Origin of the sequence: Streptomyces mayonensis (genome assembly GCF_018982965.1) — a bacterium.
Classification (GTDB): Bacteria; Actinomycetota; Actinomycetes; order Streptomycetales; family Streptomycetaceae; genus Streptomyces; species Streptomyces mayonensis.
The window spans coordinates 1-25,117 of the sequence record NZ_JACBYP010000015.1; the positions used below are offsets into that span (position 1 = coordinate 1).

Genomic DNA, 25,117 nt, shown 5'->3' on the forward strand with positions numbered 1-25,117 from the left:
CCCACCCTTCCCTGCCCGCCCCTGCCCTGTCACTGGGAGCTTCACCATGGCCGGAATATCCCGAAACGCGGCATTCGCGATCGCCGCCTCCGCCTCCCTCGCCCTGCTCGCCACCGCCTGTACCGGCCAGTCCGGGACCGGCGCCTCCGACGACCCGGACGCCGAGACGACCCTCACCTTCTGGCACGGCTGGAGCGCCCCCGCCGAGGTGGAGGCCGTCCAGGCCAACGTGGACCGCTTCGAGAAGGCCCACCCCAACATCAAGGTGAAGGTCGTCGGGAACATCAACGACGACAAGCTCAACCAGGCCCTGCGCGCGGGCGGTTCGAGCGGTCCCGACGTGGTGTCCTCGTTCACCACCTCCAACATCGGCAAGTTCTGTTCCTCGGGCGCCTTCCTCGACCTGAAGCCCTTCGTCGAGAAGTCCGAGCTGGACCTGGACGCGCTCATCCCGAAGCCGATGCTGGAGTACACGCAGTTCGAGGGCACCCGCTGCGCCCTGCCGCTGCTCGGCGACGCCTACGGCCTCTACTACAACAAGGACGCCTTCGAGGCGGCCGGCATCAAGCAGCCACCCAAGACCTGGTCGGAGTTCGCCGACGTGGCGAAGAAGCTCACGAAGACCAAGGGCGACGGGTACGAGCAGCTCGGATTCATGCCCAACTACCACGGCTACGAGACCGTCGTCGACCACTACATGTCCCAGTGGGACCACGCCTACTTCGACGAGGACGGCAAGTCCAGCGTCGCCGAGGACCCGGCGTTCGCCGAGATGTTCACGTACCAGAAGAAGCTCGTCGACGACCTCGGCGGATTCGAGAAGCTGGAGAGGTACCGCAACACCTTCGGCGACGAGTGGGGCGCCAAGCACCCCTTCCACACCGGCCAGGTGGCGATGCAGCTGGACGGCGAGTGGCGGCTCGGCATGGCGAAGGACGCGGGTGCCGGCTTCGAGATCGGCACCGCGCCGATGCCCGTCGCCGACGACGAGGCGGACGAGTACGGCAAGGGATTCCTCTCCGGCACCGTCATGGGCATCGCCCCGCACAGCGAGAAGCAGAACGCCGCGTGGGAGCTGGTGAAGTACATGACGACCGACACCGAGGCCGTCGTCGCCTTCTCCAACGCCATCCGCAACGTGCCCTCCACCTTCCCGGCCCTGAAGTCGCCCGACCTGAAGGCCGACCCGGAGTTCAAGACCTTCCTGGACATCGCCCAGCACCCGGAGTCCAACTCCCCGCCGGCCTCCGTCAACGGCGCCACGTACCAGCTGACCCTCCAGGACTTCGGCTACCAGTACGAGTCGGGCAAGGTGAAGGACCTGAAGGCGGGGCTCGAGAAGACCGCCGCGCAGATCGACCGCGACATCGAGCAGACGAAGTAACGGTCCATGGCCATCAACACGCTCCGCGCGAAGCGCCGTTCCTCGGCGCTTCGGACGGCGGCCTTCATGTCGCCCTGGCTCGTCGGGTTCGGCGTCTTCTTCGCCTACCCGCTGGTGTCCACCGTGTACTTCTCGCTGATGAAGTACGACGGCTTTGGCGTCCCGGAGTTCCGGGGCCTGGAGAACTGGACGTACGTCTTCCAGGACTACCCGCTCTTCTGGCCCGCGCTGCGCAACACCCTCTGGCTGGTCCTGGTGATGGTGACCTGCCGGGTGGTGTTCGGGCTCGGGGTCGGGCTGCTCATCACGAAGATCAAGACGGGTGCCGGGGTCTTCCGCACCCTCTTCTACCTGCCCTACCTCGCCCCGCCCGTCGCCGCGACGCTCGCCTTCGTCTTCCTCCTCAACCCCGGTACGGGGCCGGTCAACTCCGTCCTGGAAGGGCTCGGGGTCCCGGCGCCCGGCTGGTTCACGGACTCCGCCTGGTCCAAGCCGGCGCTGACCGCGCTCGCCGTGTGGGGCGTGGGCGACCTGATGGTGATCTTCATGGCCGCGCTGCTCGACGTGCCCAAGGAGCAGTACGAGGCGGCCGAGCTGGACGGGGCGTCGTCCTGGCAGCGCTTCCGGTTCGTGACGCTGCCGAACATCTCGCCCATCGTGCTGTTCGCCGTGGTCACGGGCGTGATCCAGACCATGCAGTACTACACGCAGCCGCTGGTCGCCGGGAAGGTCGCCTCCGGGATCATCGGCGGCTCCGGGCAGTCCTTCGAACCCGGCTATCCCGACAAGTCGACCCTGACCCTCCCCCAGCTCGTCTACAACCTCGGCTTCCAGCGCTTCGACTACGGCGCCGCCTGCGTGGTCGCGCTCGTGCTGTTCGCGCTGGCCATGGCGTTCACGGCGCTGCTGATGCGCCGCCGGGGCGGTCTGATCCAGGCAGGTGACCGATGACCCCGGTATCGACCGTCCAGGTTCCGGCGCGGCCCGTGCCGGCCGGCGGGCAGCCGCCCGCCGAGGAGCGCGTCGCGCGCAGACGCGTCCTGCTGGAGTGGATCGCCGTCCACTCCCTCGGCGTGGCCGCCGCCCTCTTCTTCACGCTGCCGTTCGTGTTCGTGGTGCTCACCTCGCTGATGAGCGACCAGCAGGCCCTCACCCGCGACCTGTGGCCGCACACCTGGGAGTGGGGCAACTACCGCACCGTCCTGGACACGCCGGGCTTCCTCACCTGGTGGAAGAACACGCTGCTCTACGCGGGGCTCGGCACCGTCCTGACCGTCGCCTCGTCGGTCCCGGTGGCGTACGCGCTCGCCAAGTTCCGCTTCCGGGGGCGGCACCTGTCCCTGATGCTGGTGATCTCGATGATGATGCTGCCCCCGCAGGTGGTCATCATCCCGATGTACCTGTTCTGGGCGAAGCAGCTGGACCTGTCCGGCACGCTGTGGCCGCTGATCATCCCGATGGCCTTCGGCGACGCGTTCTCCATCTTCCTGCTGCGCCAGTTCCTGCTGACCATCCCGGACGAGTACCTGGACGCGGCGAAGGTCGACGGCTGCGGGGAGCTGCGCACCCTGCTGAAGGTCGTCCTGCCGATGGCCAAGCCCGGCATCGCGGCCGTGGCCCTCTTCCAGTTCTTCTACGCCTGGAACGACTACTTCGGGCCCCAGATCTACGCCTCCGAGAACCCCGGCGCCTGGACGCTCTCCTACGGCCTGGAGTCCTTCAAGGGCGCCCACCACACCGACTGGAACCTCACCATGGCCGCGACCGTACTGGTCATGGCCCCCGTGATCCTCGTGTTCTTCTTCGCGCAGAAGGCGTTCGTCGAGGGCGTCACACTGACCGGAGTAAAGGGTTGATTGCTGTATGAAACTCACCGTGGTCGGCGGAGGTTCGACCTACACGCCCGAACTGATCGACGGCTTCGCCCGGTTGCGGGACACGCTGCCGGTGCAGGAGCTGGTCCTCGTCGATCCGGCGGCGGACCGGCTGGAGCTGGTCGGGGGCCTCGCCCGCCGCATCTTCGCCAGGCAGGGGCACAGCGGCCGGGTGGTCACCACCTCCGACCTGGACGCGGCCGTCGACGGCGCCGACGCCGTCCTGCTCCAGCTGCGCGTCGGCGGTCAGGCCGCCAGGCAGCAGGACGAGACCTGGCCGCTGGAGTGCGGCTGCGTCGGACAGGAGACGACCGGCGCCGGCGGCCTCGCCAAGGCGCTGCGCACGGTGCCGGTGGTGCTGGACATCGCCGAACGGGTGCGCCGGGCCAACCCGGACGCCTGGATCATCGACTTCACCAACCCGGTCGGCATCGTCACCCGCGCCCTGCTCCAGGCGGGGCACCGGGCGGTCGGACTGTGCAACGTGGCGATCGGGCTGCAGCGCAAGTTCGCCGGGCTGCTCGGGGTGGCACCGGCCGACGTCCACCTGGACCACGTCGGCCTCAACCACCTCACCTGGGAGACCGGCGTCCGCCTCGGCGGCCCCGAGGGCGAGGACGTACTGCCCCGGCTGCTCGCCGAGCACGGGGACACGGTCGCCGCCGGCCTGCGGCTGCCCCGCCCGCTCCTGGACCGCCTCGGCGTCGTCCCCTCCTACTACCTGCGCTACTACTACGCCCACGACGAGGTCGTCGACGAGCTGCGCACCAAGCCGTCCCGCGCCGCCGAGGTGGCGGAGATGGAGCGGCGGTTGCTGGACATGTACGGCGACCCGGCCCTGGACGAGAAGCCCGCGCTGCTCGCCGAACGCGGCGGCGCCTACTACTCCGAGGCCGCCGTGGACCTCGCCGCCGCCCTGCTCGGCGGCACGGGCTCCCCGTACCAGGTGGTGAACACCTACAACCGGGGCACGCTGCCCTTCCTCCCCGACGACGCGGTGATCGAGGTGCCGGCCGCGGTGGGCGGCAAGGGTGCCGCACCGCTGCCGGTGGCGGACGTGGACCCGCTGTACGCGGGCCTGACGGCGAACGTGACGGCCTACGAGGACCTCGCCCTGGACGCCGCCCTGCGCGGCGGCCGGGACCGGGTCTTCCGGGCGCTGCTCGCCCACCCGCTCGTCGGCCAGTACGCGTACGCCGAGCAGCTCACCGACCGGCTGATCGCACACAACCGGGAGCACCTGGCGTGGGCCTGACCGCAAGCGTCCTCGCCGTCGACGCGGGCAACAGCAAGACCGACGTGGCCGTGGTGACGGCCGGGGGCGACGTCCTCGCCACCGCGCGCGGCGGGGGTTTCCGTCCGCCGGCCGACGGTGTCGAACAGGCCGTCGACGCCCTGGCGGAGGCGGTGACGCGGGCCTTCGCGGCGGCCGGCGTCACCTCCGTCGAGCACGTGTCGGCGTGCCTGGCCAACGCCGACCTGCCCGTGGAGGAGGAGCAGCTGGCCGCCGCGCTGCACGCGCGCGCGTGGGGCGCGCGGGTCGACGTGCGCAACGACACCTTCGCGATCCTGCGGGCCGGTGTCGCCGAGCCGCTGGGCGTCGCCGTCGTGTGCGGGGCCGGCGTCAACTGCGTCGGCATGCGCCCCGACGGCCGCACCGCCCGCTTCCCGGCCATCGGCCGCATGTCCGGCGACTGGGGCGGCGGCTGGGGGCTGGCCGAGGAGGCGCTGTGGCACGCCGCGCGCGCGGAGGACGGTCGCGGCGGGCCGACGGAACTGGCCCGCACCCTGCCGGCCCACTTCGGGCTCGGCTCGATGCAGGCCCTGATCGAGGCCCTGCACCTGCGGCACGTGGAGCCCGCGCGGCGGCACGAGCTGACGCCGGTGCTGTTCGCCACGGCGGCCGGCGGCGACCCGCTCGCGCGGTCGGTCGTGGACCGGCAGGCCGAGGAGGTGGTGGCGATGGCCACGGTCGCGCTGACCCGCCTCGACCTGCTCGCCGAACCGGTGCCGGTGCTGCTGGGCGGCAGCGTCCTGGCGGCCCGGCACCCCCAACTCGACGACCGCATACGGGAGCTGCTGGCGCACCGCGCCCCCAAGGCGGTGCCGAGGGTGGTGACGGAGCGGCCCGTACTGGGCGCCGTACTGCTGGGCCTGGACGGGGTCGGCGCGGCGCCGACCGCCCACGCGCGCGTACGGGAGCACTTCGCCGCCTGAGCCGCCACTGCCCGAGCCGCCCCCTCGAGTCGCCGGCCGCCCATGAACACGTCCCCGGAACCGAACCGGTTCCGGGGACGTGTTCATGGGCAGGGGTGAGGCGTGCACCGGGTACATATCAAGATCGGGGCGAAGGCCGATGCGTATGTCGGTGCGGGCAGCGATACTTGCGGCGACGGATGACCACGGGGGAGGTCAGTGGTGACTCAATCGCCGAGGGGAAGCGGCAGCGGCAGCGCGAGACCGCCGGGCGCCGGCGTGCCCGCCCCGCCCGCCGTACCGCCGCAGTCCGGGCCGCCGCAGTCCGGGTCGGCGGAGCAGCGGCGGCCGGGCCCCGGTGCGCCCGCCGCGGCCACGCCACCGCCCGTCCCGCCGTCCCCGGAGCCGCGCCGTACCGCCTTCGCCGAGGGCGTGGACCGGCTGCGCGCGGCGGCCGTCACCGAGCCGGGCCGGCTGCGCATCATCGGCGCGCTGCTCGCCGCGCTCGTCGTCGCCTTCGGCACCGTCACCGCCTGGCAGATGAACGAGCGGTCGCTGGCCGCCGACGACGTACTCACCCGCAGCCAGCCGCTCACGTCCGACGCGGCCGACATCTACCGGTCCCTGGCCGACGCCAACACGGCGGCCTCCAGCGGCTTCCTGGCCGGCGGGCAGGAGACCCGGGAGTCACGGGAGCGGTACGAGAAGGGCATCCGCGCGGCGGCCGAGGGGCTCGTCACGGCCGCCGCGGCCTCCGACGCCGACTCCCCCTCCGCCGCGACCATCACCGAGCTGAACCGGCTCCTGCCCGAGTACAAGGGCCTCGTCGAGCGCGCCCGCACCTACAACCGGCAGGGCTTCCCCGTCGGCGGCGCCTATCTGCGCTACGCCAACGAGAAGATGCAGCAGGACATGCTCCCGGCCGCCGAGGACCTCTACCAGACGGAGAACGCGCGGCTGAGCGCCGACTACGCCGACGCCAGGCCCTACCCCTGGGCCGCGCTGGCGCTCGGTGTCCTGGCGCTCGCCGGGCTGTTCTGGGCGCAGTACCGCAACTACCGCCGCACCAACCGGGTGTTGAACCACGGCCTGGTCGCCGCCACCGCGACCGCCGCGATCGTCCTGCTCTGGCTGGTCGTCGGCCACAGCGTCGCACGCTCCGGCCTGGGCGACTCCTACGACCACGGCGTACGCTCGCTGAACGTGCTGCACGACGCCCGTATCGCCTCCCTCAAGGCCCGTGGCAACGAGAACCTCACGCTGGTGGCGCGCGGCGCGGAGACCACGAAGGCGGGTGACGAGACGGTCGACGCCTACGACTTCGAGTTCGGGAAGAACATGGACGCGCTGGGCAAGGGCCTCGACGAGGCGGCGCGGCTGGCCGACGACGACACGGGCGGGCAGCCGGTCGCCGCGGCCACCGGCAACATGAAGGAGTGGAAGAAGCGCCACACCGCCGCCCGCGCGCAGGACGAGAACGGCAACTACCAGCAGGCCCTCGACCTGGTCATCGGCGGCAAGGGGGCGACGGTCGAGTGCTTCGACGGCGTCGACGCCTCGCTGGCCACCGCCCTCGGGCACGAGGAGCGGGAGTTCCGGCAGGCGGCGGGCGACGGCCTGGACGCGATGCGCCACCTGCCGCAGGGCGCCGGCGTCCTCGCGGGACTGGGCGCGGCCGGTGCGCTGCTGGGCATCGGCCGCAGGCTCTCGGAGTACCGGTGAGGGAGGGAGGCGCCAGGATGCGCGCACGCCGACTGCGGTCCGGCCTGAAGGGCTGGGGCGGGGTGGGGGCCATGGCGGTCGCCTGCGCCCTCGCCGTGGTCTTCGCCCTGCTCCTGCCGGTGGTCCGCTCGCCCGGCGACCCGGGCGGCACGGGCAACGGCCCGGGCGGGGGGTTCGGTTCGGACTCCGGTTCGGGCGGGCAGGGGGTCGCCCACGGCAGCCAGGCGCGGGCCGCCGAGGAGTGCACGGACCCGGAGAAGCAGACCCTGGCACCGGCCGACTCCGACGGCCCCGCCATCGACGCGATCCAGGGCCGCGAGGGCGAGAAGCGCAAGCTGGTCGTCGGCGTCGACCAGAACAGCTTCCGCTGGGGCTACCGCGACCCGAACAGCCGCGGCGCCGCCCAGCTGGAGGGCTTCGACATCGACCTGGTGCACCGCATCGCCGAGGACATCCTCGGCGACGAGGACGCGGTGCAGTTCAAGGCGATCCCCACCGACCAGCGCATACCGGCCATCCGGGACGGCCGGGTCGACATGGTGGTGCGCACGATGACCATCAACTGCGACCGCCTCGAGGACGTCGCCTTCTCCGCCCCCTACTTCCGCACCGGCCAGCAGGTGCTCGCCCCCAAGTCCTCGGACATCACCGGGTACGACGGCACGCTGGCCGGCAAGAGGATCTGCACGGCGGCCGGTTCCACCGCGCTGAGCACGCTGGAGCAGGACCGCGAGGACGGCGGACTCGCCGCCGGCGCCGACCTGAGCACCACCGTGCCCAACCAACTGGACTGCCTGGTGCGCCTCCAGCTCGGCGAGGTCGACGCGGTCGTCACCGACGGCGCGCTCGCCGCGAGCCAGGCAGCGCAGGACCCCACGGTCGAGCTGAAGGGCGACTCCTTCACCACCGAGTACTACGGCGTGGCGATGAAGAAGGACGCCGACGATCTGGTACGCCGGGTCAACCGGATCCTCGCCGACTGGCGGGCGGACGAGACCGACGGGTGGCAGCACTCGTACGAGGAGTGGCTGTCGGAGACCATGGACGACGCGGCGAAGTCCCGGCCACCGGCACCGCAGTACCTGCGCAAGAGCTGAACGGCCGCCGCGCCGCAGGGGAAGAACACGGACAAGTCCGCGACAGCGAGGGGTGATCGATGGGCGACACGGGACCCACCGGGCCGGTGATGGACCGGGACGAGGTGGACCGTGCGCTGGCGCGGCTCGGCGCGGAGCACGAGGCGGTCGAGACCTCGCTCCTCGCCCTCCAGGACCACGCGGGCCGCAGACTCCTCGAAGGCGCCGAGCTGACCGGCGTCACCGCCGTGCGGTGGGCCGCCGCGGAGGCGTCGATCACCCTGCTGTGGGCCTACTTCGACGCGTACTCCGGCGCCCTGCGCACCGCCCGGGAGGTCCGTTCGCGGCGCCGCTGGTCCAGCCGGGAGGACCTGGCGGAGCTGACGGAGCTGCTGCGCGGCGAGGCCGTCACGGTGGCCGGGAGCGCCGCCGCCACCGCCCACGCACCCACGCTGGACGGCGGTCCGGGCCGGCTCAGCGAGCGGTACTCGCTGGCGGCGCTGGTGGACCGGATGAACCAGCTCTACGCGACCTCCCTGGACATGGTGGTCGCCGCCGACGCGGTGTGGTCGGCGCTGCCCGCCCGCATCGATTTACTCGCCGCCGAACTGCAGCGCACCCGCAAGCTCGCGCACTCCGTGGGCGTGCGCCCCGGCGAGCATCCGTCCGGCGACGACCTGGAGCGCATCACCCGCTCCCTGACCAGGCTGCGCGAGCAGGTGGTGTCCGACCCGCTGGCCTTCTGGCAGCCCGCGGAGGGCAGTTCGGCACCCGGCGGCGGCCGTCCCGACACCACGGTCTACGACCGGGAGGCGCGCGCCCTGGAGGAGGTGCGCCGGGAGATCGACGCGGTGCTGGCCGTGCGCCAGGACGCGGAGCAGCGGATCGTCCGGCTGCGGGACGTGCTCTCGCGCGCGGACCGCACCCTCGCCGAGGCCCGCACCGCGCGCGGCGAGGTGCTCGCGAAGATCGCCGCGACGGAGGTGCCGGTGGTCGGCGGACCGCCGATCGTGCTGCAGGAGCAGCTGGCGGCGGCCGCCGAGTACCGCAGGCACGCCCAGTGGCACCGGCTGTCGCCGCTTCTGGAGTCCCTTGAGGAGAAGGCCGACGACGAACTGCTGCGGGCCCGCGAGTCGTTGACGGCGGTCACCGCACCGCTCGCGGTCCGTGCCGAGCTGCGCGGCCGGCTCGACGCGTACAAGGCGAAGATGGCCCGGCTGGGTTACGCCGAGGACCCCGAGCTGAGCGAGAAGTACGAGAGGGCGCGCCGCATGCTGTGGAGCGCGCCCTGCGACCTGCGCGTCGCCGAGCAGGCGGTGCTGCGCTACCAGCACGCGGCGGCCGAACTGCTCGGCTCCGCACGGCGCGTGCCGGGGCAGGGCGGGCCGGTGGACCGGACGGGACCCGGCGCATGAGCGGCGGCGACCGGGGCGCGGACGACGAGGACGAGGGGGAGGCAGCGTCATGAGTGAGGCAGGGCGGACGTGCCAGCGTCCCGGCTGCGGCGGGGCCTACGAGGACATGGGCGGCGGCGAGCTGTACTGCGACACGTGCGGCCTCGCGCCGGTCGTCGCGGCGGGCGGTCGGATCGGCGCGTCCCCCACCGGCGTCACGGGAGACGGGGGCCGGGGCTCACGCGGGTCGGGCGGGTCGGGCGGGTCGGGCGGTACGTCGGGCGGCGGTAGTTCCCGCTCCGGCCGCGGCAGTTCACGTACGTCGTCGCAGTCGTCGAAGTCGCGGCGCTCGGTGTCGGGACGGCTCTCGCGGGCGGTCTCGGGCCGCTCCACGGGGCGTTCGGTGTCGGTCCGCAGCTCGGGCACCGGCGCGGGTTCCTCCGCGCGCGGGCGCCTGGGAGCGGGCCTGGTCGAGGTTCCGGAGGTGCCGCGGCCCGACCCGCGCCGGATGGTGATGGAGCACCCCGAGGTGCCGGAGCGCAAGCGTTTCTGCTCGCGCTCGGACTGCGGGGGCCCGGTCGGGCGGTCCCGCGGTGAGCGGGTGGGCCGTACCGAGGGCTTCTGCACCAAGTGCGGGCACCCGTACTCGTTCGTGCCGAAGCTGAAGGCCGGCGACGTGGTGCACGGCCAGTACGAGGTGGCGGGCTGCCTCGCGCACGGCGGGCTCGGCTGGATCTACCTCGCCGTCGACAAGGCGGTCGCCGACCGCTGGGTGGTCCTCAAGGGCCTGCTGGACACCGGCGACCAGGACGCGATGGCGGCGGCGATCTCCGAGCGGCGGTTCCTCGCCGAGATCGAGCACGCCAACATCGTGCGGATCTACAACTTCGTCGAGCACCTCGACCAGCGCACCGGCTCCCTCGACGGTTACATAGTGATGGAGTACGTCGGCGGCAAGTCCCTGAAGGAACTGGCCAACGCGCGCCGCTCCCCGGACGGCCGCCGCGACCCGCTGCCGGTCGAACAGGCCTGCGCGTACGGGATCGAGGCCCTGGAGGCACTCGCCCACCTGCACAACCGCAAGCTGCTGTACTGCGACTTCAAGGTCGACAACGCCATCCAGACCGAGGACCAGCTCAAGCTCATCGACATGGGCGCGGTCCGCCGCATGGACGACGAGGAGTCGGCCATCTACGGCACGGTCGGCTACCAGGCGCCGGAAGTCGCCGACGTCGGCCCGTCGGTGGCGTCCGACCTGTACACGGTCGGCCGCACCCTCGCCGTCCTCACGCTCGACTTCCAGGGGTACACCACCGTCTACGCCGACTCGCTGCCCGATCCCGACACGGTCGAGGTGTTCCGGCGGTACGAGTCGTTCTACCGGCTGCTCGTGCGGGCCACCGACCCCGATCCGGCCCGGCGGTTCGCGTCCGCGCAGGAGATGGCGGAGCAGCTCACCGGGGTGCTGCGCGAGGTGGTCTCGCTGCAGACGGGCCGTGCCCGGCCCGCCGTGTCCACGCTGTTCGGGCCCGAGGTCCGGGTGACGGACACGGAGTTGTTCCCGCGGCTGGACGGTGAGGTGTCGCGGCTGGGAGCGCGGGAGACGCGCACGGGAGGCCGCCGCCGGGGCGGCTCCGGCGGCTCCGGCGCGAACGCTCTGCCGGGCGGTACCGGGCCCGCGCCCGCACTGCCGGGTCCCGCCGGGCTCACGCCCGCGCCCGGACCGGCCGTGGGCGCGCCGGGCGGCACCGTCGCACACGCCCCGGCGCCTCCCGGCCCGGCGGGGAGCGCCGGGACCGGGAGCGCGGGGACTGCCGGGGCGGGGGCCGGGGCGGCTGTTGCTCCGGGCGGCGCGAGCGCGTCGCTGCCGGGTGCCGTGAGCGTCGTGGGCGCTGCGGGCGGCCCGGGCGGCAACGGTGGCGCCCACGGTGCCGGCGGCACCGGTGACGGTACTGGCGGCGAGGCGGCCGGTCTGGTCAAAGGGGCGGACGCCCCCACCGCGTCCCTCGCCCTGCCCGTCCCCCGGGTCGACGCGGGCGACCCCAACGCGGGTTTCCTCGCGGGCCTCGTGGCCTCCGCGCCGGGCGAGTTGCTGACCGCGCTCGCGGCGGCGCCCGCACCGTCGACCGAGACGCGGCTGCGGCAGGTCCGGGCCCGGCTGGAGAGCGGCGACGCGCCCGGAGCGCTGGAGACCCTGGAGGCGCTGGAGGGCGAACGGCCCGACGACTGGCGGGTGGTCTGGTACCGCGGGCTGGCCGCCCTGGTGACCGGCGCCCACGAGGACGCCGCGCTCGCCTTCGACGCGGTCTACGACGCCTTCCCCGGCGAGATCGCGCCCAAGCTGGCGCTCGGCCTGTGCGCGGAGGTGCTGGGCCAGCTCGACAACGCCGCCGAATACTACCGCCTGGTGTGGGCCTCCGACCCGAGCCATGTGAGCGCCGCCTTCGGCCTCGCCCGGGTCCAGCTCGCGGGCGGCGACCGGACCGGTGCCGTGCGCACGCTGGAGTCGGTGCCGGAGTCGTCGGTGCACTGCACGGCCGCGCGCGTGGCGGCGGTGCGGGCGCGGCTGCGGCAACGCGTCGCGGGGCCCGGGGACGCGGTGTTCCTGGACGATCTGTCGGCCGCCGCCGGGCAGGTCGAGGCGCTGGACGTGTACGGTCTGGATCCGGCGCGGCGCGAGCACCTGTCGGCCGAGGTCCTCGGGAGCGCGCTGGACTGGGTACTCTCCGGGGGCCGGGGTTCCGTCCCCTCCGCCGCCGGGGGACGGACGCTGCTCGGCAGCGGCCTGGACGAACGGGGCCTGCGCTTCGGCCTGGAGCGCTCGTACCGCACGCTGGCCCGGCTGGCGCGGGGCGGCGAGGAGAGGATCGACCTGGTGGAACGTGCCAACCGTTACCGCCCCCGGACGTGGGTGTAGTTGATGTCGCAGATGCCCCAGCAGGCCGCTGTGTCCAAGTGCCCGAGCTGCGAGGAGCCCCTCGAGTCGGGTGACCGTTTCTGCGGTGCGTGCGGGTACGACCTGTCCGTCGTACCGGCGCGGCCCGAGGACAGTCCCACCGTCGTCATGAACGGCGCGGCACCCGGCGCGGCAGCACCCGCCCGGGACGAGGTGGACTGGCCGGCCGCCCGGGACTCGGACGGCCACGGTCACCCGGCCCCGGCGCACGCCGCCGCCGAACTGCCCGGCACCGACTCGGGCGGCTCCCCGCTCCCGTCGCACGAGCCGGCGGCCCACCAGGAGCCCGGCACGGAGCCGGCCCGGGAACCCGCCCAGGAGGCAGCGTCCGGGGTGCGGCTCGACCGCCCGGCCGAGCCCGACGAGTACCCGCTGCAGGCGCCCGACCCGAGGTCCGGGGGCGGCGGGCGGCAAGGTGTGCGTGGCCTGCCGGGTGGGCCGGGTCGACCGTGACGGCTACTGCGAGAACTGCGGGCACGCCCAGCCCCGCGAACGCGACCACATGGAGCAGGAGTCGGGGCCGATCGCCGCCGTCAGCGACCGCGGCCTGCGCCACCACCGCAACGAGGACGCCTTCTCGGTGGCCTGCACCGCCCTGCCCGACGGCGCCCCCGCCAACGTCGCGATCGTCTGCGACGGCGTCTCCTCGGCGACCCGCCCCGACGACGCCTCGCTCGCCGCGTCCCGCGCGGCCGGCGAGTCCCTGCTCGGCGCCCTGCCCCGCGGCACCCACCCGCAGCAGGCCATGCACGACGCGATCCTCGCCGCCTCGCACGCCGTCAACGCACTGGCCGCCGAGCCCGCCACCGCCCTCCAGAAGGCCCCGCACCAGAACGCGCCGGCCTGCACCCTGGTCGGCGCCGTGGTCACCGCCGGACTGCTGGTCGTCGGCTGGGTCGGCGACAGCCGCGTCTACTGGGTTCCGGCCGACCGCACCACCCCGCCCGCCCGGCTCACCGAGGACGACTCGTGGGCCGCGCAGATGGTCGCCGCCGGTCTGATGAACGAGGCCGAGGCCTACGCCGACGAGCGCGCCCACGCCATCACCGGCTGGCTCGGCGCCGACGCCTACGAACTGGAGCCGCACACCGCGTCCTTCAAGCCGGACCGCCCCGGAGTGGTCGTGGTCTGCACGGACGGCCTGTGGAACTACGCCGAGTCCGCCCAGGAGATGGCCGAGGCCGTGCCCCTGGACGCCGCCGTACGACCGCTGCACGGCGCCCGCGTTCTGGTCGGCCACGCCCTGGACGGTGGGGGCCACGACAACGTAACAGTGGCCCTGCTGCCGTTCCCGGCCCCGCCGCAGGGGGCAGGATCGGCCTGAGGCACCCCGGCAGGGGCGCGGGCACGGGGCGGCCTCGCGGACCGCAGGGGGCGGTCCGCACCAGCAGCCGACTCCCCATCACCGTGGGGACGTACAAGGGGGATGCGATCCGGCATGGCCAATTTCTCGAAGTCGAACGTGCCGCAGTTCGGGGTGGACGTCTACCAGAACGAGTACCTGCCCGAGGGCGGCCGCGAGGTCAACGCCATCGTGACCGTCACCGCGACCGGCGGCGGCACGGTCGGGAGCGCGGTCACCGCGCCCCACCTGTACTCGCCGGGCCAGGGCCCGTCCGCGGCCGTGGCGCTGCTGGTCGACTGCTCGGGCTCGATGGACTACCCGCCGACCAAGATGCGCAACGCCCGCGACGCGACGGCCGCCGCGATCGACACCCTGCGCGACGGCGTGCACTTCACGGTCGTGGCCGGAACCCACGTGGCCAAGGAGGTCTACCCGGGCGACGGGCGGCTCGCCGTGGCCGATTCCACCACCCGGGAACAGGCCAAGCAGGCGCTGCGCCGGCTGAGTGCGGGCGGCGGCACCGCCATCGGCACCTGGCTGCGGCTGGCGGACCGGCTGCTGTCCACCGCGGACGTCGCCATCCGGCACGGCATCCTGCTCACGGACGGCCGCAACGAGCACGAGTCGCCCCAGGACCTCGGGGCGGCGCTCGACTCCTGCGCGGGGCGTTTCACCTGCGACGCCCGGGGCGTGGGCACCGACTGGGAAGTGAAAGAAGTCACAGGCATCGCCTCCGCCCTGCTCGGCACCGCCGACATCGTCGCCGATCCGGCGGGCCTGGCCGACGACTTCACGCGGATGATGGAGACGGCCATGGGCAAGGAGGTCGCGGACGTCGCGCTGCGCCTGTGGACCCCGGTCGGCACCACGGTGAGATTCGTCAAGCAGGTCGCCCCGACCGTCGAGGAGTTGACCGGCCGCCGCACCGAGGCGGGCCCGCGGGCCGGGGACTACCCCCTCGGTTCCTGGGGCGACGAGTCCCGTGACTACCACGTCTGCGTGGACGTACCGGCCGCGGGACTCGGGCAGGAGATGCTGGCCGCGCGCGTCTCCCTGGTGATTCCGGAGCCCGGCGGCAGCGTCCAGAACCTCGGCGCGCAAGGTCTCGTACGGGCCGTGTGGACGGACGACATGACGGCCTCCACCTCGATCAACCCGCAGGTGGCCCACTACACCGGGCAGGCCGAACTGGCACAAGCCATCCAACAAGGCCTCGATCTACGCAAAGCGGGAGACATCGACGGAGCAACGGCCAAACTGGGCCGCGCGGTTCAGCTCGCCGGAGCCTCCGGAAACGCCGATACGGCGAAACTGCTCGCGAAGGTGGTGGACGTGGTGGACGCGGCGGCAGGTACTGTGCGACTGAAAGCGAAGGTCGAGGACGCCGACGAGATGACTCTCGAGACCCGGTCGACAAAGACTGTTCGTGTGAAGAAGTAGAGAAGTGACGCAGCGAAGAAGCAACGCAGGACCACAGGCGCGACACGCCCGCTAGAGAGGGAACCTCCGACATGCCGACCTGCCCGAACGGACATCAGTCGGGTTCCGACGACTGGTGCGAGGTCTGCGGTCACCGCATGGCCGGTGCCGTGCCGCCTCCTCCGCCGCCTCCGCCCACCGGCGGCGGCTACGGCTTCCCGCCACCCGCCGGACCCGGTGGTCCCGGCGGCCCTGGTGGTCCCGGTGGCGGTCCGGCCGGGGGCCCCGGTGGTCCCGGCGGTGGTCCGGCCGGGGGTCCCGGTGGTCCGGGGGCCGAGCCGCAGCTGTGCCCGCAGTGCCGCACGCCGCGCGAGGGCGGGGCGCCGTTCTGCGAGGAGTGCCGGTGGAACTTCCTCACCAACACCGCCACGTCGTACACCCCGGCCGCCCCGCGTCCGCCTGCGCCGCAGTTCCAGCAGCCGCCGGCGGGGCCGTCGTACGGCGGCGGTGACTCGTACGACTATCAGGGCTCGCGCCCGTCCCAGGTGAACCGTCCCGCCGAACCGATCCCTCCGGGCCCGCCGCCCTTCGGCGCGGACCCGTCGGGACGCGGAGGACCTGGAGGCGGCCCGGGCGGCCCCGGCGGCCCGTACGGATCCGGTGGGCCTGGTGGGCCTGGTGGGCCGGGCGGTCCCGGAGCACCCGGCGGCCCTGGAGGTTTCGGCGGTCCCGGTGGCCCCAGCGGGCCGGGCGGGCCCGGTGGTCAGGGAGGACCCAACGGTCCTGGTGGACCCAACGGTCCCGGTGGTCCGGGCGGCCCCGGTGGTCAGGGTGGCCCGGGTAGGCCCAACGGCCCCGGAGGCTTCGATGGCTTCGGCGGCCCCGGAGGCTTCGGCGGCCCCAACAACCCGGGCGGTCCCCACGGCCCGAGCGGTCCCGGTGGTGCGGGCGGCCCCGGTGGTCCCGCTGCCGACGGCCCGAACGGCCCGTCCGGCCCGCCTGCCCCTCCCGGCTTCGGCGGGGACCCGTCGCGTCCGGTTCCGCCGCCGCCCGGGCCCCCGCAGTCGGGGCCGGGCGGTCCCGGCAGTGGTCCGGCCGGTCCCGGTGGTCCCGGTGGTGGTCCGGCCGGCCCCGGCGGTGGTCCGCAGGGGTATCAGTCCGGCCCGCCCGCCCCGCCCGCCTTCCCGCAGGAGACGGGCCGCCCGCAGCAGGGCGGACCGTCCTTCGGCGGCGGTGACGACGACTGGGTGCTCTCCCCGCCGTCGTCCGGCGCCCCGGGCGGTCCCGGCGGTGGTCCCGGCGGTGGTCCCGGCGGTGGTCCCGGCGGCCCGGCTCCGGCCCAGGGCGGTGGCTACGGCTACCCGCAGCCCGGCGCCACGCAGGCCCCGCCGCCCCCGCCCGGCCAGGGCTTCCCGCAGCAGCCGCAGCGGCCCCAGCAGCCGACGACCTGGTCGGCGACGATCGGGCCCGACCGCGACTACTTCATGGCGATGATGCACCGCTCGGGCCCCGAGGCCGCGGGTCTGAACCTGCCCGCGTACTCGCCCGAGCAGCAGCGCACGCTCACCGGCAACCAGATCACCATCGGGCGCCGTCGGCACTCGACCGGCGACACCCCCGACATCGATCTGGCGGTGCCGCCGGAGGACCCGGGCGTCTCGCACCAGCACGCGGTGCTGGTGCACCAGCCGGACGGCAACTGGGCGGTCGTCGACCAGAACTCGACGAACGGCACGACGGTCAACGGCGGCGAGGAGCCGATCCAGCCCTTCGTGCCGGTGCCGCTCCAGGACGGCGACCGGGTGCACGTGGGTGCCTGGACGACGATCACGATCCGGCGGGGCTAACGCGACCGACGTACGCCGTCGGCGCCGTCGGGGGCAAGACCCGTCGGCGCCGTCAGGCGAACGGCCAGGCGTACGGCCCGTCGGGGTCGTCGAGCCACGCCCAGGACCGTTCACCGCTGACGGTGATCCCGTAGCGCTCGCGGCGCGGGGCGTTCTCGCGCTCCCACAGGGCGTACGCCTCCTGCGGGTCGAGGCCGCCCCGGCTGAGCGCCAGCAGGAAACGGAACAGGTCGTTCTCCCGCGCCCGGCGCGGCACCCCGCCCAGACCCGGTAGCTCCGGACCGGGGCGGTCGGCGCCGCGCAGCGGCACGAAGAAGGCGGGCGTGGGCAGGAACCGGCCCTCCGCGTACCCGGCGTCGCGCACGGTGAGCACCAGGAGGCCGGTCGCGAGCGGGGTCAGGATCCGCCCGCCGGGGCGGCACTGGGCCGGCCACGCGGTCGGCACCGAGGGCAGCGCGCAGGTGGCGAGGATCCGGTCGTAGGGAGCGCGTTCGGGCACACCGCGGGCGCCGTCGCCGGTGACGACGACCGGGTGGTGTCCGGCGGCGTCCAGGTGCCGGCGGGCCGACTCGGTGATCTCGGGGTCCAGGTCGACGGTGGTGACCAGGTCGTCGTCGCGGAGCCGGTGGGCGAGGAGGGCGGCGTTGTAGCCGGTGCCGGCGCCGATCTCCAGGACCCGGTCGCCGTCCCGCACGTCCAGCTCGACCAGCATCATCGCCATCAGCGAGGGCTGGCTGCTGGAGGAGAGCAGTTCGCCGTCGCGCATCCGGGTCGCCAGCGGGGCGTCGGCGTAGGCGCCGCGCACCCAGCGCTCGCGGGCCTCCCGGTCGGGGTGCTCACCCCACCTGCGTTCGTAGCCGCCCCGGACGCCGACGTAGTAGTAGGGCACGAAGAGGTGGCGCGGAACCGCCGCGAACGCCTCCCGCCACACCGGGTCGGCCGTCCAGGCGCCGCTCAGCTCGATCTCCCGCACCAGCTCCGCCCGCGCGGCCGCGGCGAGACGGTCCAGGTCCTCGTACCCGCCCATGTCTCCACAGTACGGGCAGCAGGGGCGCCTACGGGCGTCCCGGCAGGTCCGGCAGTCCGGCAGTTCGGCAGTTCGGCAGTTCGGCAGTCCTAGGTCTTGAGTCCTATGTCCCCGTGTCTGAGACCATGGACGGCGTGAATGAGATCCGGCGCGGCACGCTTCAGGAGCAGACCTTCTACGAGCAGGTCGGCGGGGAGGAGACCTTCCGCCGACTCGTCCACCGTTTCTACGAGGGGGTCGCCGAGGACCCGCTGCTGCGGCCGATGTACCCGGAGGAGGATCTGGGCCCGGCCGAGGAGCGCTTCACGCTCTTCCTCATGCAGTACTGGGGTGGCCCGACGACGTACAGCGACAACCGCGGGCACCCGCGGCTGCGGATGCGGCACGCGCCCTTCGCTGTCGACCGGGCGGCGCACGACGCCTGGCTGAAGCACATGCGCGTGGCGCTCGACGAGCTGGGCCTGTCCGAGGAGCACGAGCAGACGCTGTGGAAGTACCTGACGTACGCGGCGGCCTCGATGATCAACACCCCCGGCTGAACCGCTGTTGACCCGCTGCTGGCTCAACTGCTGACGCACTGCTGAGGGACTGCTGACCGGAGCGGCTCCCGACGCGCGCATTCCGGTCACCGGGCGCCGCATTTCGGTCACGATCCGGTCAAGTCCACGTCCCGGCCGGTTACTTCCGTACCTCCTCCTCTGACAGCATCACGCGGAGGTCTGGACAACTGCGGCGGGGGGCCGGTGGCGGGGTACGGGGGGTTCACGGGGTTCGTGCTGCTGCGCGCGCGGGCGCACCGCACGCTGCTCGCCGCGGCCCTGTTCACCGTGCTGCTGACCACGGCGGTACTGGCCGCCCTGACCGCCTACTCCGGCGCGGTCGGCGACGCCGCCCTGCGGCACGCCCTGGCCGATCCCCGCAACGCCGCGGACACCGCGCTGATCGTCAAGGCCGACGTGCCGGAGGAGGGCCGCGGGAAGGCGGACGCGGCCGTGCGCGAGGGCGCCCGGGAGACCTTCGGCGGGCTGCCGGTCACCGTGCGGACGCTCACCCAGTCGGGGCCGTACGCCCTCCCGGCCACACCGCGCCCGCGCGAGGACGCGGAGGACGGGGAGGACGGCGACGACCCCGACCTCACGTACTTCGCGGCGCTCGACCCGGCGCAGGTGCGCGTCACCGAGGGGCGACTGCCCGCGACGGACGGCGAGCGGGACGGCGGGCTGATCGAGGTCGCCCTGCCCACGGCCGCCGCCGAACGCCTGCGCGTCGGGACCGGTACCCGCCTCACCCTCACCGACCGGCTCGGCGGCCCGGAGGTGGCCGTCGAGATCACCGGCCTCTACCGCCCCGCCGACGCCGCGGCCCCCTATTGGCACCTGGACGACCTCGCCGGGCGCGGCGTGAAACTGGGCGGCTTCACGACGTACGGCCCGCTGCTCGCCGCTCCCGGTGTGCTGAGCGGGGGCGAGGTGAGCGCGGGCTCCTCGGGCTGGCTGGCGGCGGCCGGCTTCTCGGGCGTGACGGCCGACCGGACGGACTCCCTGCGCGAGGCGGCCCGCGGCGGCATGGCGTGGCTGCGCGCGCGTCCGGAGCTGAGCGGCAGCACCGCGGCCACCACCTCCCTGCCGGACGTGCTGGACCGGCTCGACCGCTCCCTGCTGGTCTCGCGTTCCACGCTGCTGGTGGTCGCCCTCCAGCTGGCGCTCCTCGCGGGCTGTGCGCTGCTGCTGGTGGCCCGGCTGCTGAACGCCGAACGGGCGGGCGAGCAGCGGCTGCTGCTGGCGCGCGGCGCCTCCCGGGCCCGGGTGGCGGGGCTGGCCGCACGGGAGTCGCTGCTGCTGGCCGTACCGGCGCTGGTCTGCGCGCCGCTGCTCGCGGGGCCGCTGACGCGGCTGCTGGCGGGGCAGGGGTCGCTGGAGCGGATCGGGCTGCACCTGGAGGTGCCCGCCTGGGGCGGTGGCGGGGTGTGGCTCACGGCGGCCCCGGCGGCCCTCGGGTGTGCGCTGGCCGTGACGCTGCCCGCGCTGGCCTCGTCCCTGTCCGCGGGCGGCCGCGCCCGCGCCCTGCCGGCCCCGCTGCGGGCCGGCGCGGACCTCGGGCTCCTGGTGGTCGCGGGCGTCGCGTACTGGCAGCTGTCCCGGCAGACCTCGGGCGCGGTCAGCGACGACACCACCGGCACCCTCGGCATCGACCCGCTGCTGGTCGCGGCACCCGCGCTGGCGCTGCTGGCCGGGACGGTGCTGACGCTGCGGCTGCTGCCGCCGGTGGCACGGCTGGCCGAACGCCGGGCGGCCGGGGGACGCGGACTGACCTCGGCGCTGGCGGGCTGGCAGCTCAGCCGCCGCCCGATGCGCGGGGCCGGCCCTGTGCTGCTGCTGGTGCTCGCGGTGGCGCTGGGGATGCTCGCCGTCGGCCAGGGCGCTTCCTGGGACCGTTCGCAGGACGACCAGGCGGACTTCCGGGCCGGGGCGCCGGTGCGGGTGCTGGCCTCGGGGACGGTGGGCCCGGGGCGTACCGAGAGCTACGCGGCCGTCGAGGGCGTGCAGGAGGTGGCCCCCGCGTCGCGCTCGCGGCTGCCGCTGTCCGGCGACCGTACGGCGACGGTGCTGGCGCTGGACACGGAGCACGCGGCCCGGACGATGCTGCTGCGCCCGGACCTGTCCGCCGAACCGGCCGGGGAGCTGTTCGCCCCGCTGTCCGCGAAGGGCGAGGCGGCGGGCGCGACGGTACCGGCGGGCACGAAGGCCCTCGGCGTGACGGCCGCCCTGACCCGCACGGGCAGGGGGACGGAGCCGGGACCGGCCGCGGCGGACGTGACGGTCACGGTGCGGGACGCCCACGGCACCCCCTTCCGGCTGCGCGCCGGTGAGCTTCCCGCCGACGGCCACCGCCACACCCTGCGCCTCGACGTCGCCGGGGGTCCGCTGGCCGTGACCGGCCTGGAGCTGGTCACGGCCCAGCCGAGGGGGCACGCGGACCGGCTCCGCCTCGGCCTGGCCGAGCTGACCGCCACCGCGCCCGACGGGAGCGTACGGCGGCTGTCGCTGCCCCGTTCCTGGACGGCCTCCGTGCGCGGCGACGCGGCGGTGTCCTCGCCGGACGCCGGCACCAGCCCGACCAAGCCCCGGCTGAGCGCCTCCGGCCCGCCGGCGGTCGAGTACGGCACCGGGTACGTCCCCGACGACCTGCCCTGGGTGTCGGGCGCGGTGACGCTGCGGCTGGACGTCGCGCAGCCCGCGCCCCCGCGGCTCACGGCGGTCGCGACCGACCGCTACCTGGACTCCGCGGACGCCCGCGTCGGGCAGCGCGTGGACGTCTCGCTGGGCGGCCACAGCCTCCCGGTGCGGATCGTGCGCTCGGTCCGCGCACTGCCGAGCACCGGGGCGGCCGACGGGACGGACGCGGTAGAGGCAGCGGGCGGGACGGACGACGCGGGCGGGGACGGCGGCGCCCTGCTCCTGGATCTGCGGTCCGTGAACCGCGTGCTCCAGGCGGAGTACGGCGAGGCCCTCGCCCCCACCGAGTGGTGGCTGCGGCCGTCGCCCGGCGGCGCGTCCGGTGTCGTCGAGGCGCTGCGCGGCTTCCCGGACCTGGAGGCCTCGCAGGTCGTCGTGCGGGACGAACTGGCCGAGGAGTTGCGCGACGACCCGTTCGGCGCGGGCCCGGAGGCGGCGTTCGCGGCGGCGGCCGGGGTGGCGGCCGTACTCGCGGCCGTCGGCTTCGCGGTGAGCGCGACGGGGTCGCTGCGGGAGCGGCGGGCCGAGTTCGCGGTGCTGCGGGCGCTGGGTGCGCCGCGCCGCCGCCTGGCCCGTACGGTCGCCGTCGAGCAGGGCGTCCTGCTGGCCCTGGCGCTGCTGGTGGGCGCGGCCCTGGGCACCGTGCTGACCCGGGCGGTGATCCCCCTGATCGTGCTGACCCCGCAGGCCGCTCACCCGGTCCCCGACGTCCTCGTGACCCTGCCCGCCGCCCGGGTCGCGCTCCTCCTGGCCGCCGTCGCCCTCCCGCCGCTCCTGGTCACGGCCACCCTGGCCCTGGGCCGCGGCGACCCGGCGTCGGCACTGCGGGAACAGGGAGGCGAGGCGCGGTGAACCGGGTGACCGTTCCGTGGGTGCGCACCCGGCTGCGGGCCGCGCCCGGTGCCGCCTGGGCGCTGGCGGTGCTCGTCACGCTGACGGCGTGTCTGGCCGCCGCGTTCCCGAGGGCACTGGACCGGTACGCGGACGCGGGTCTGGAGCGGGCGCTGACGCAGGCCCGCCCCGACCGCACCAGTGTGCTGGTCGTCGCCCCGCAGCCCGACCTCGCCCTGTCGGCGCAGGAGCGGGCGGAGCAGATGCGTCCGGAACAGCTGGGCGGGCGGTACGGCAAGGTCCTCGCGGCCGTCGAGGGCGCGCCGCTGCCCGTGGACCGGGCGCAGTCGGCGTACGGGGTGCGCACCACCGACGGCCTCCCGGTGCCGGAGCCCTGGCTGCCGCAGCCGAGCGGGCTGCCGGCCCGGTTCCACCTCGCCGCGCAGGAGGGCCTGGGCGACCACGCCCGGATCGGCTCCGGCCGCCTGCCGCGGGTGACCGGCGGCCAGGTGACGGCCTCGACCGGCGCGCTGGAGGCCGCGGTCACCGAGGAGACGGCCCGCGCCCTGCGCATCGAGGTCGGCTCGGTCCTGCACGTGCCCGGCGTCGAACGCGCCCCGCTCACCGTCCGCGTCACCGGCGTCCTCGCCCCGCGCGACCCGCGGGGCGCCTACTGGTCGACCCAGCCCGTGCTGCGCGAGCCGTCGCTGATGACGGTGCCGGGGTCGGCCGGCGCGGACCGCGAACAGTACTGGCTCGGCACCCTGCTGCTCGCCCCCGAGGCGGGCCCCGCGCTGCTGGCCACGGCGGGGACACCCGTGCGCTACTGGCAGGCAGCGCCCGACACCGACGTCCTGCACGCCCACGATCTGGACGGCCTGACGTCGGCCGTCGCCGGTCTGGAGTCCGGGCCGGGGCTGCGGGAGGTCCGCGCGGGCGCCGACCCGGCCGCGGACGTCGCCACCGACCTGGACGAGGTGTTCGCCTCCTTCGGCGAGCTGCGCTCGGGCATCGGCCCGCTGCTGTCGGTGGCCGCGGTCGGCGCGGGCACCGTCGCGGGTGTCGTCCTGCTGATGGCGGGCGGTCTCGCGGCCGATCGCCGCCGCGCCGAACTCGCCCTGCTGCGGGCCCGCGGTGCCTCCCTGCGCGGGCTCGCGGGACGGCTGCTGGCGGAGACCGCCGTGGTGGCGCTGCCCGCGGGTGTCCTCGGACTCGCCGCCGCGCTGCTGGCGCTCCCCGGCGGCCGCCTGCTGCCCGCCGTCGGAGCGGCCGGCGCGGTCACCGCCGTGGCCTGCGCCGCCCTGCCCGTGCGCGCCGCCTTCGCCCACCGTGCCGTACGCGTCCACGGCGGCCGGCGGGACGTGGCGTCGGCCCGCCCGTCCCGGCGCCGCACGGTCGCCGAACTGACGGCTGTGGCCCTCGCCCTCGGCGCGGTCGAGACGCTGCGCCGCAGCGGGGCGTCGGGCGACGCCGGGGACCTGGTGTCCGCGGCGCCGGTCCTCGTGGGAGTGATCGCCGCACTGCTGATGGTCCGCCTCTACCCGCTGCCCCTGCGCGGGCTCGCCCGCCCGGCGGGGCGGCTGCGCGGCGCCGTGGGCCATCTGGCACTGGCCCGCGCGGGCCGTACGCCGGTCTCCGCGGTCCTGCCGCTGCTCGCCCTGCTGACCGCGCTCACCACGGCGGCCTTCGGCGGCTCCGTCCTGGCCGGGGTGGCGGACGCCCGCGACCAGGCGGCGGTGCGCACGGTGGGTGCCGACGCCAGGATCCAGGGCACGGACATGCCGCTGCCGGACGGCGTCAGCGACCGCGCGCGCCGCGCGTCCGGCGTGCGGGAAGTGGCCGAGGTGGGGCTCACCGACCAGGCCAGGGCCGGGGACGGCCGCCAGAACGTGCCGCTGGCCGGCGTGGACCCCGCCGCCTACGCGAGGCTGGCGGCGGGCACGGGACTGGGCGCGTTCGACGCGGGCGCGCTGGAACGGCCGGGCGGCGGGGCCGGGCAGCCGCTGCGGGCGCTGGCCTCACCGGCGGTCGCCGAACGGTTCGGCACCGGGCCCTTCTCGTTGCGCACCTCGGACGGCACGTCCGTCACCGTCCGCATCGTCCTCGTCCGCGCGTCCACCCCGGCCGTCTCCGGCGACGACTTCCTGGTCGTGGACCGGGCCGGGCTGTCCGCCGAGGCCGCGCGTCCCACCCTGCTGCTGCTCACCGGGGACCACCTGGACGCGGGCGCGCTGCGCCGGGCCGCGGGCGACACCGGTTCGGTACTGCTGCGGTCCGCCGAGCGGGGCCGGTACGTGGACTCGCCCCTGCAGTCCGGCGCCGAACGCGTCTACGCGGTCGCCGTCGTCGCGGGCGCCGGGTACGCCGTCCTCGCCCTTCTCCTGTCCCTGCTGCGGGCGGCGCCGGAACGCACCGCGCTCCTCGCCCGCCTGCGCACGATGGGCCTGACCCGGGCCCAGGGCCGGCGCCTGCTGGTCCTGGAGTCGCTGCCCCAGGCCGTGCTGGCCGCGGCGGGCGGCGCGCTGACCGGCTGGGCGACCGTGCGCCTGCTCGCCCCCGGCATCGACCTGACCACGATCGCCCTGGCCGCCGCGTCCGCCCCCGTGGACCGGGCCGGACTGCGTACCGACCCGTGGTCGCTGGCGCTGCCGGCGGTGGCGGTACTGGTCGTGGCGGTGGGCGTCGCGGGCGTGCAGGCGTGGTGGTCGGGCCGCCGCGGGTCGGTCACCGAGCTGAGAGCGGGGGACCCGCGATGAGTCCGACGGACGACGACGTGACCGCCGGGACGCGCTTGCGGAAACCGGACCACT

16 protein-coding genes and 1 pseudogene are annotated in these 25,117 nt (G+C 74.8%); 15 read left to right on the top strand and 2 right to left on the bottom strand.

Going from position 1 to position 25,117, the window contains the following annotated elements; genetic code table 11:
• Positions 1-46 precede the first annotated feature (46 nt).
• The 8 genes from HZS56_RS08245 to HZS56_RS08280 all read left to right on the top strand — a co-directional run bounded on the left by HZS56_RS08245 (position 47) and on the right by HZS56_RS08280 (position 9,667).
• A complete protein-coding gene (locus HZS56_RS08245) occupies positions 47-1,384 on the top strand; it encodes an ABC transporter substrate-binding protein (protein WP_216720040.1) in 1,338 nt (445 codons plus the stop codon).
• Between the two features lie 6 nt (positions 1,385-1,390).
• Positions 1,391-2,335, top strand: coding sequence for a carbohydrate ABC transporter permease (locus HZS56_RS08250; RefSeq protein WP_216720041.1), 945 nt, complete (start codon positions 1,391-1,393; stop codon positions 2,333-2,335).
• Positions 2,332-3,240, top strand: coding sequence for a carbohydrate ABC transporter permease (locus HZS56_RS08255; RefSeq protein ID WP_253913927.1), 909 nt, complete (start codon positions 2,332-2,334; stop codon positions 3,238-3,240). The genes HZS56_RS08250 and HZS56_RS08255 overlap by 4 nt, the downstream gene beginning before the upstream one ends.
• 7 nt (positions 3,241-3,247) lie before the next feature.
• Positions 3,248-4,513, top strand: coding sequence for a 6-phospho-beta-glucosidase (locus tag HZS56_RS08260; RefSeq protein ID WP_216720042.1), 1,266 nt, complete (start codon positions 3,248-3,250; stop codon positions 4,511-4,513).
• Positions 4,504-5,475 (top strand): N-acetylglucosamine kinase, encoded by a 972-nt coding sequence (locus HZS56_RS08265; protein ID WP_216720043.1) that lies wholly within the window; start codon positions 4,504-4,506, stop codon positions 5,473-5,475. The genes HZS56_RS08260 and HZS56_RS08265 overlap by 10 nt, the downstream gene beginning before the upstream one ends.
• 258 nt (positions 5,476-5,733) lie before the next feature.
• On the top strand, positions 5,734-7,176 hold the full coding sequence (locus HZS56_RS08270; protein ID WP_308408024.1) for a GlnX family signal transduction membrane protein: 1,443 nt from the start codon (positions 5,734-5,736) through the stop codon (positions 7,174-7,176).
• Between the two features lie 17 nt (positions 7,177-7,193).
• Positions 7,194-8,273: a glutamate ABC transporter substrate-binding protein gene (locus tag HZS56_RS08275; RefSeq protein ID WP_216720045.1), complete on the top strand. Its 1,080-nt coding sequence runs from the start codon at positions 7,194-7,196 to the stop codon at positions 8,271-8,273.
• A gap of 59 nt (positions 8,274-8,332) precedes the next feature.
• Positions 8,333-9,667 (top strand): coiled-coil domain-containing protein, encoded by a 1,335-nt coding sequence (locus HZS56_RS08280; protein ID WP_216720046.1) that lies wholly within the window; start codon positions 8,333-8,335, stop codon positions 9,665-9,667.
• 96 nt (positions 9,668-9,763) lie between these two features.
• Here HZS56_RS08280 and HZS56_RS39205 read toward each other — a convergent pair whose 3' ends face one another.
• The gene (locus HZS56_RS39205; protein WP_444875597.1) at positions 9,764-10,072 is read right to left on the bottom strand and encodes a hypothetical protein; all 309 of its coding nucleotides are present in this window, start codon (positions 10,070-10,072) and stop codon (positions 9,764-9,766) included.
• On the opposite strand from HZS56_RS39205, the gene HZS56_RS08285 reads away from it, so the two are divergent.
• The 4 genes and pseudogenes from HZS56_RS08285 to HZS56_RS08300 all read left to right on the top strand — a co-directional run bounded on the left by HZS56_RS08285 (position 10,050) and on the right by HZS56_RS08300 (position 17,213).
• Entirely contained in the window at positions 10,050-12,563 is a 2,514-nt protein-coding gene (locus HZS56_RS08285) for a serine/threonine-protein kinase (protein ID WP_444875598.1), read from the top strand. The two genes, HZS56_RS39205 and HZS56_RS08285, sit on opposite strands and share 23 nt — an antisense overlap.
• 3 nt (positions 12,564-12,566) lie before the next feature.
• Positions 12,567-13,926 (top strand): annotated as a pseudogene (locus HZS56_RS08290) (PP2C family protein-serine/threonine phosphatase).
• A gap of 114 nt (positions 13,927-14,040) precedes the next feature.
• Positions 14,041-15,387, top strand: a complete 1,347-nt coding sequence (locus HZS56_RS08295; RefSeq protein WP_216720048.1) for a vWA domain-containing protein — start codon at positions 14,041-14,043, stop codon at positions 15,385-15,387.
• Positions 15,388-15,458: 71 nt separating this feature from the next.
• Positions 15,459-17,213 carry an FHA domain-containing protein gene (locus tag HZS56_RS08300; RefSeq protein ID WP_216720049.1) on the top strand — a complete coding sequence of 585 codons (1,755 nt, stop codon included), beginning with the start codon at positions 15,459-15,461 and terminating at the stop codon, positions 17,211-17,213.
• Positions 17,214-17,265: 52 nt separating this feature from the next.
• On the opposite strand, the gene HZS56_RS08305 is transcribed toward HZS56_RS08300, so the two are convergent.
• Positions 17,266-18,240, bottom strand: a complete 975-nt coding sequence (locus HZS56_RS08305; RefSeq protein WP_216720050.1) for a methyltransferase domain-containing protein — start codon at positions 18,238-18,240, stop codon at positions 17,266-17,268.
• Positions 18,241-18,365: 125 nt separating this feature from the next.
• Between HZS56_RS08305 and HZS56_RS08310 the strand changes: the two genes are divergently transcribed.
• The 3 genes from HZS56_RS08310 to HZS56_RS08320 all read left to right on the top strand — a co-directional run bounded on the left by HZS56_RS08310 (position 18,366) and on the right by HZS56_RS08320 (position 25,063).
• Positions 18,366-18,779 carry a globin gene (locus HZS56_RS08310; protein ID WP_216720108.1) on the top strand — a complete coding sequence of 138 codons (414 nt, stop codon included), beginning with the start codon at positions 18,366-18,368 and terminating at the stop codon, positions 18,777-18,779.
• A 204-nt stretch (positions 18,780-18,983) separates the two neighbouring features.
• Entirely contained in the window at positions 18,984-22,328 is a 3,345-nt protein-coding gene (locus HZS56_RS08315; protein WP_308408025.1) for an FtsX-like permease family protein, read from the top strand.
• The gene (locus HZS56_RS08320) at positions 22,325-25,063 is read left to right on the top strand and encodes an FtsX-like permease family protein (protein ID WP_216720051.1); all 2,739 of its coding nucleotides are present in this window, start codon (positions 22,325-22,327) and stop codon (positions 25,061-25,063) included. The genes HZS56_RS08315 and HZS56_RS08320 overlap by 4 nt, the downstream gene beginning before the upstream one ends.
• Positions 25,064-25,117 lie beyond the last annotated feature (54 nt).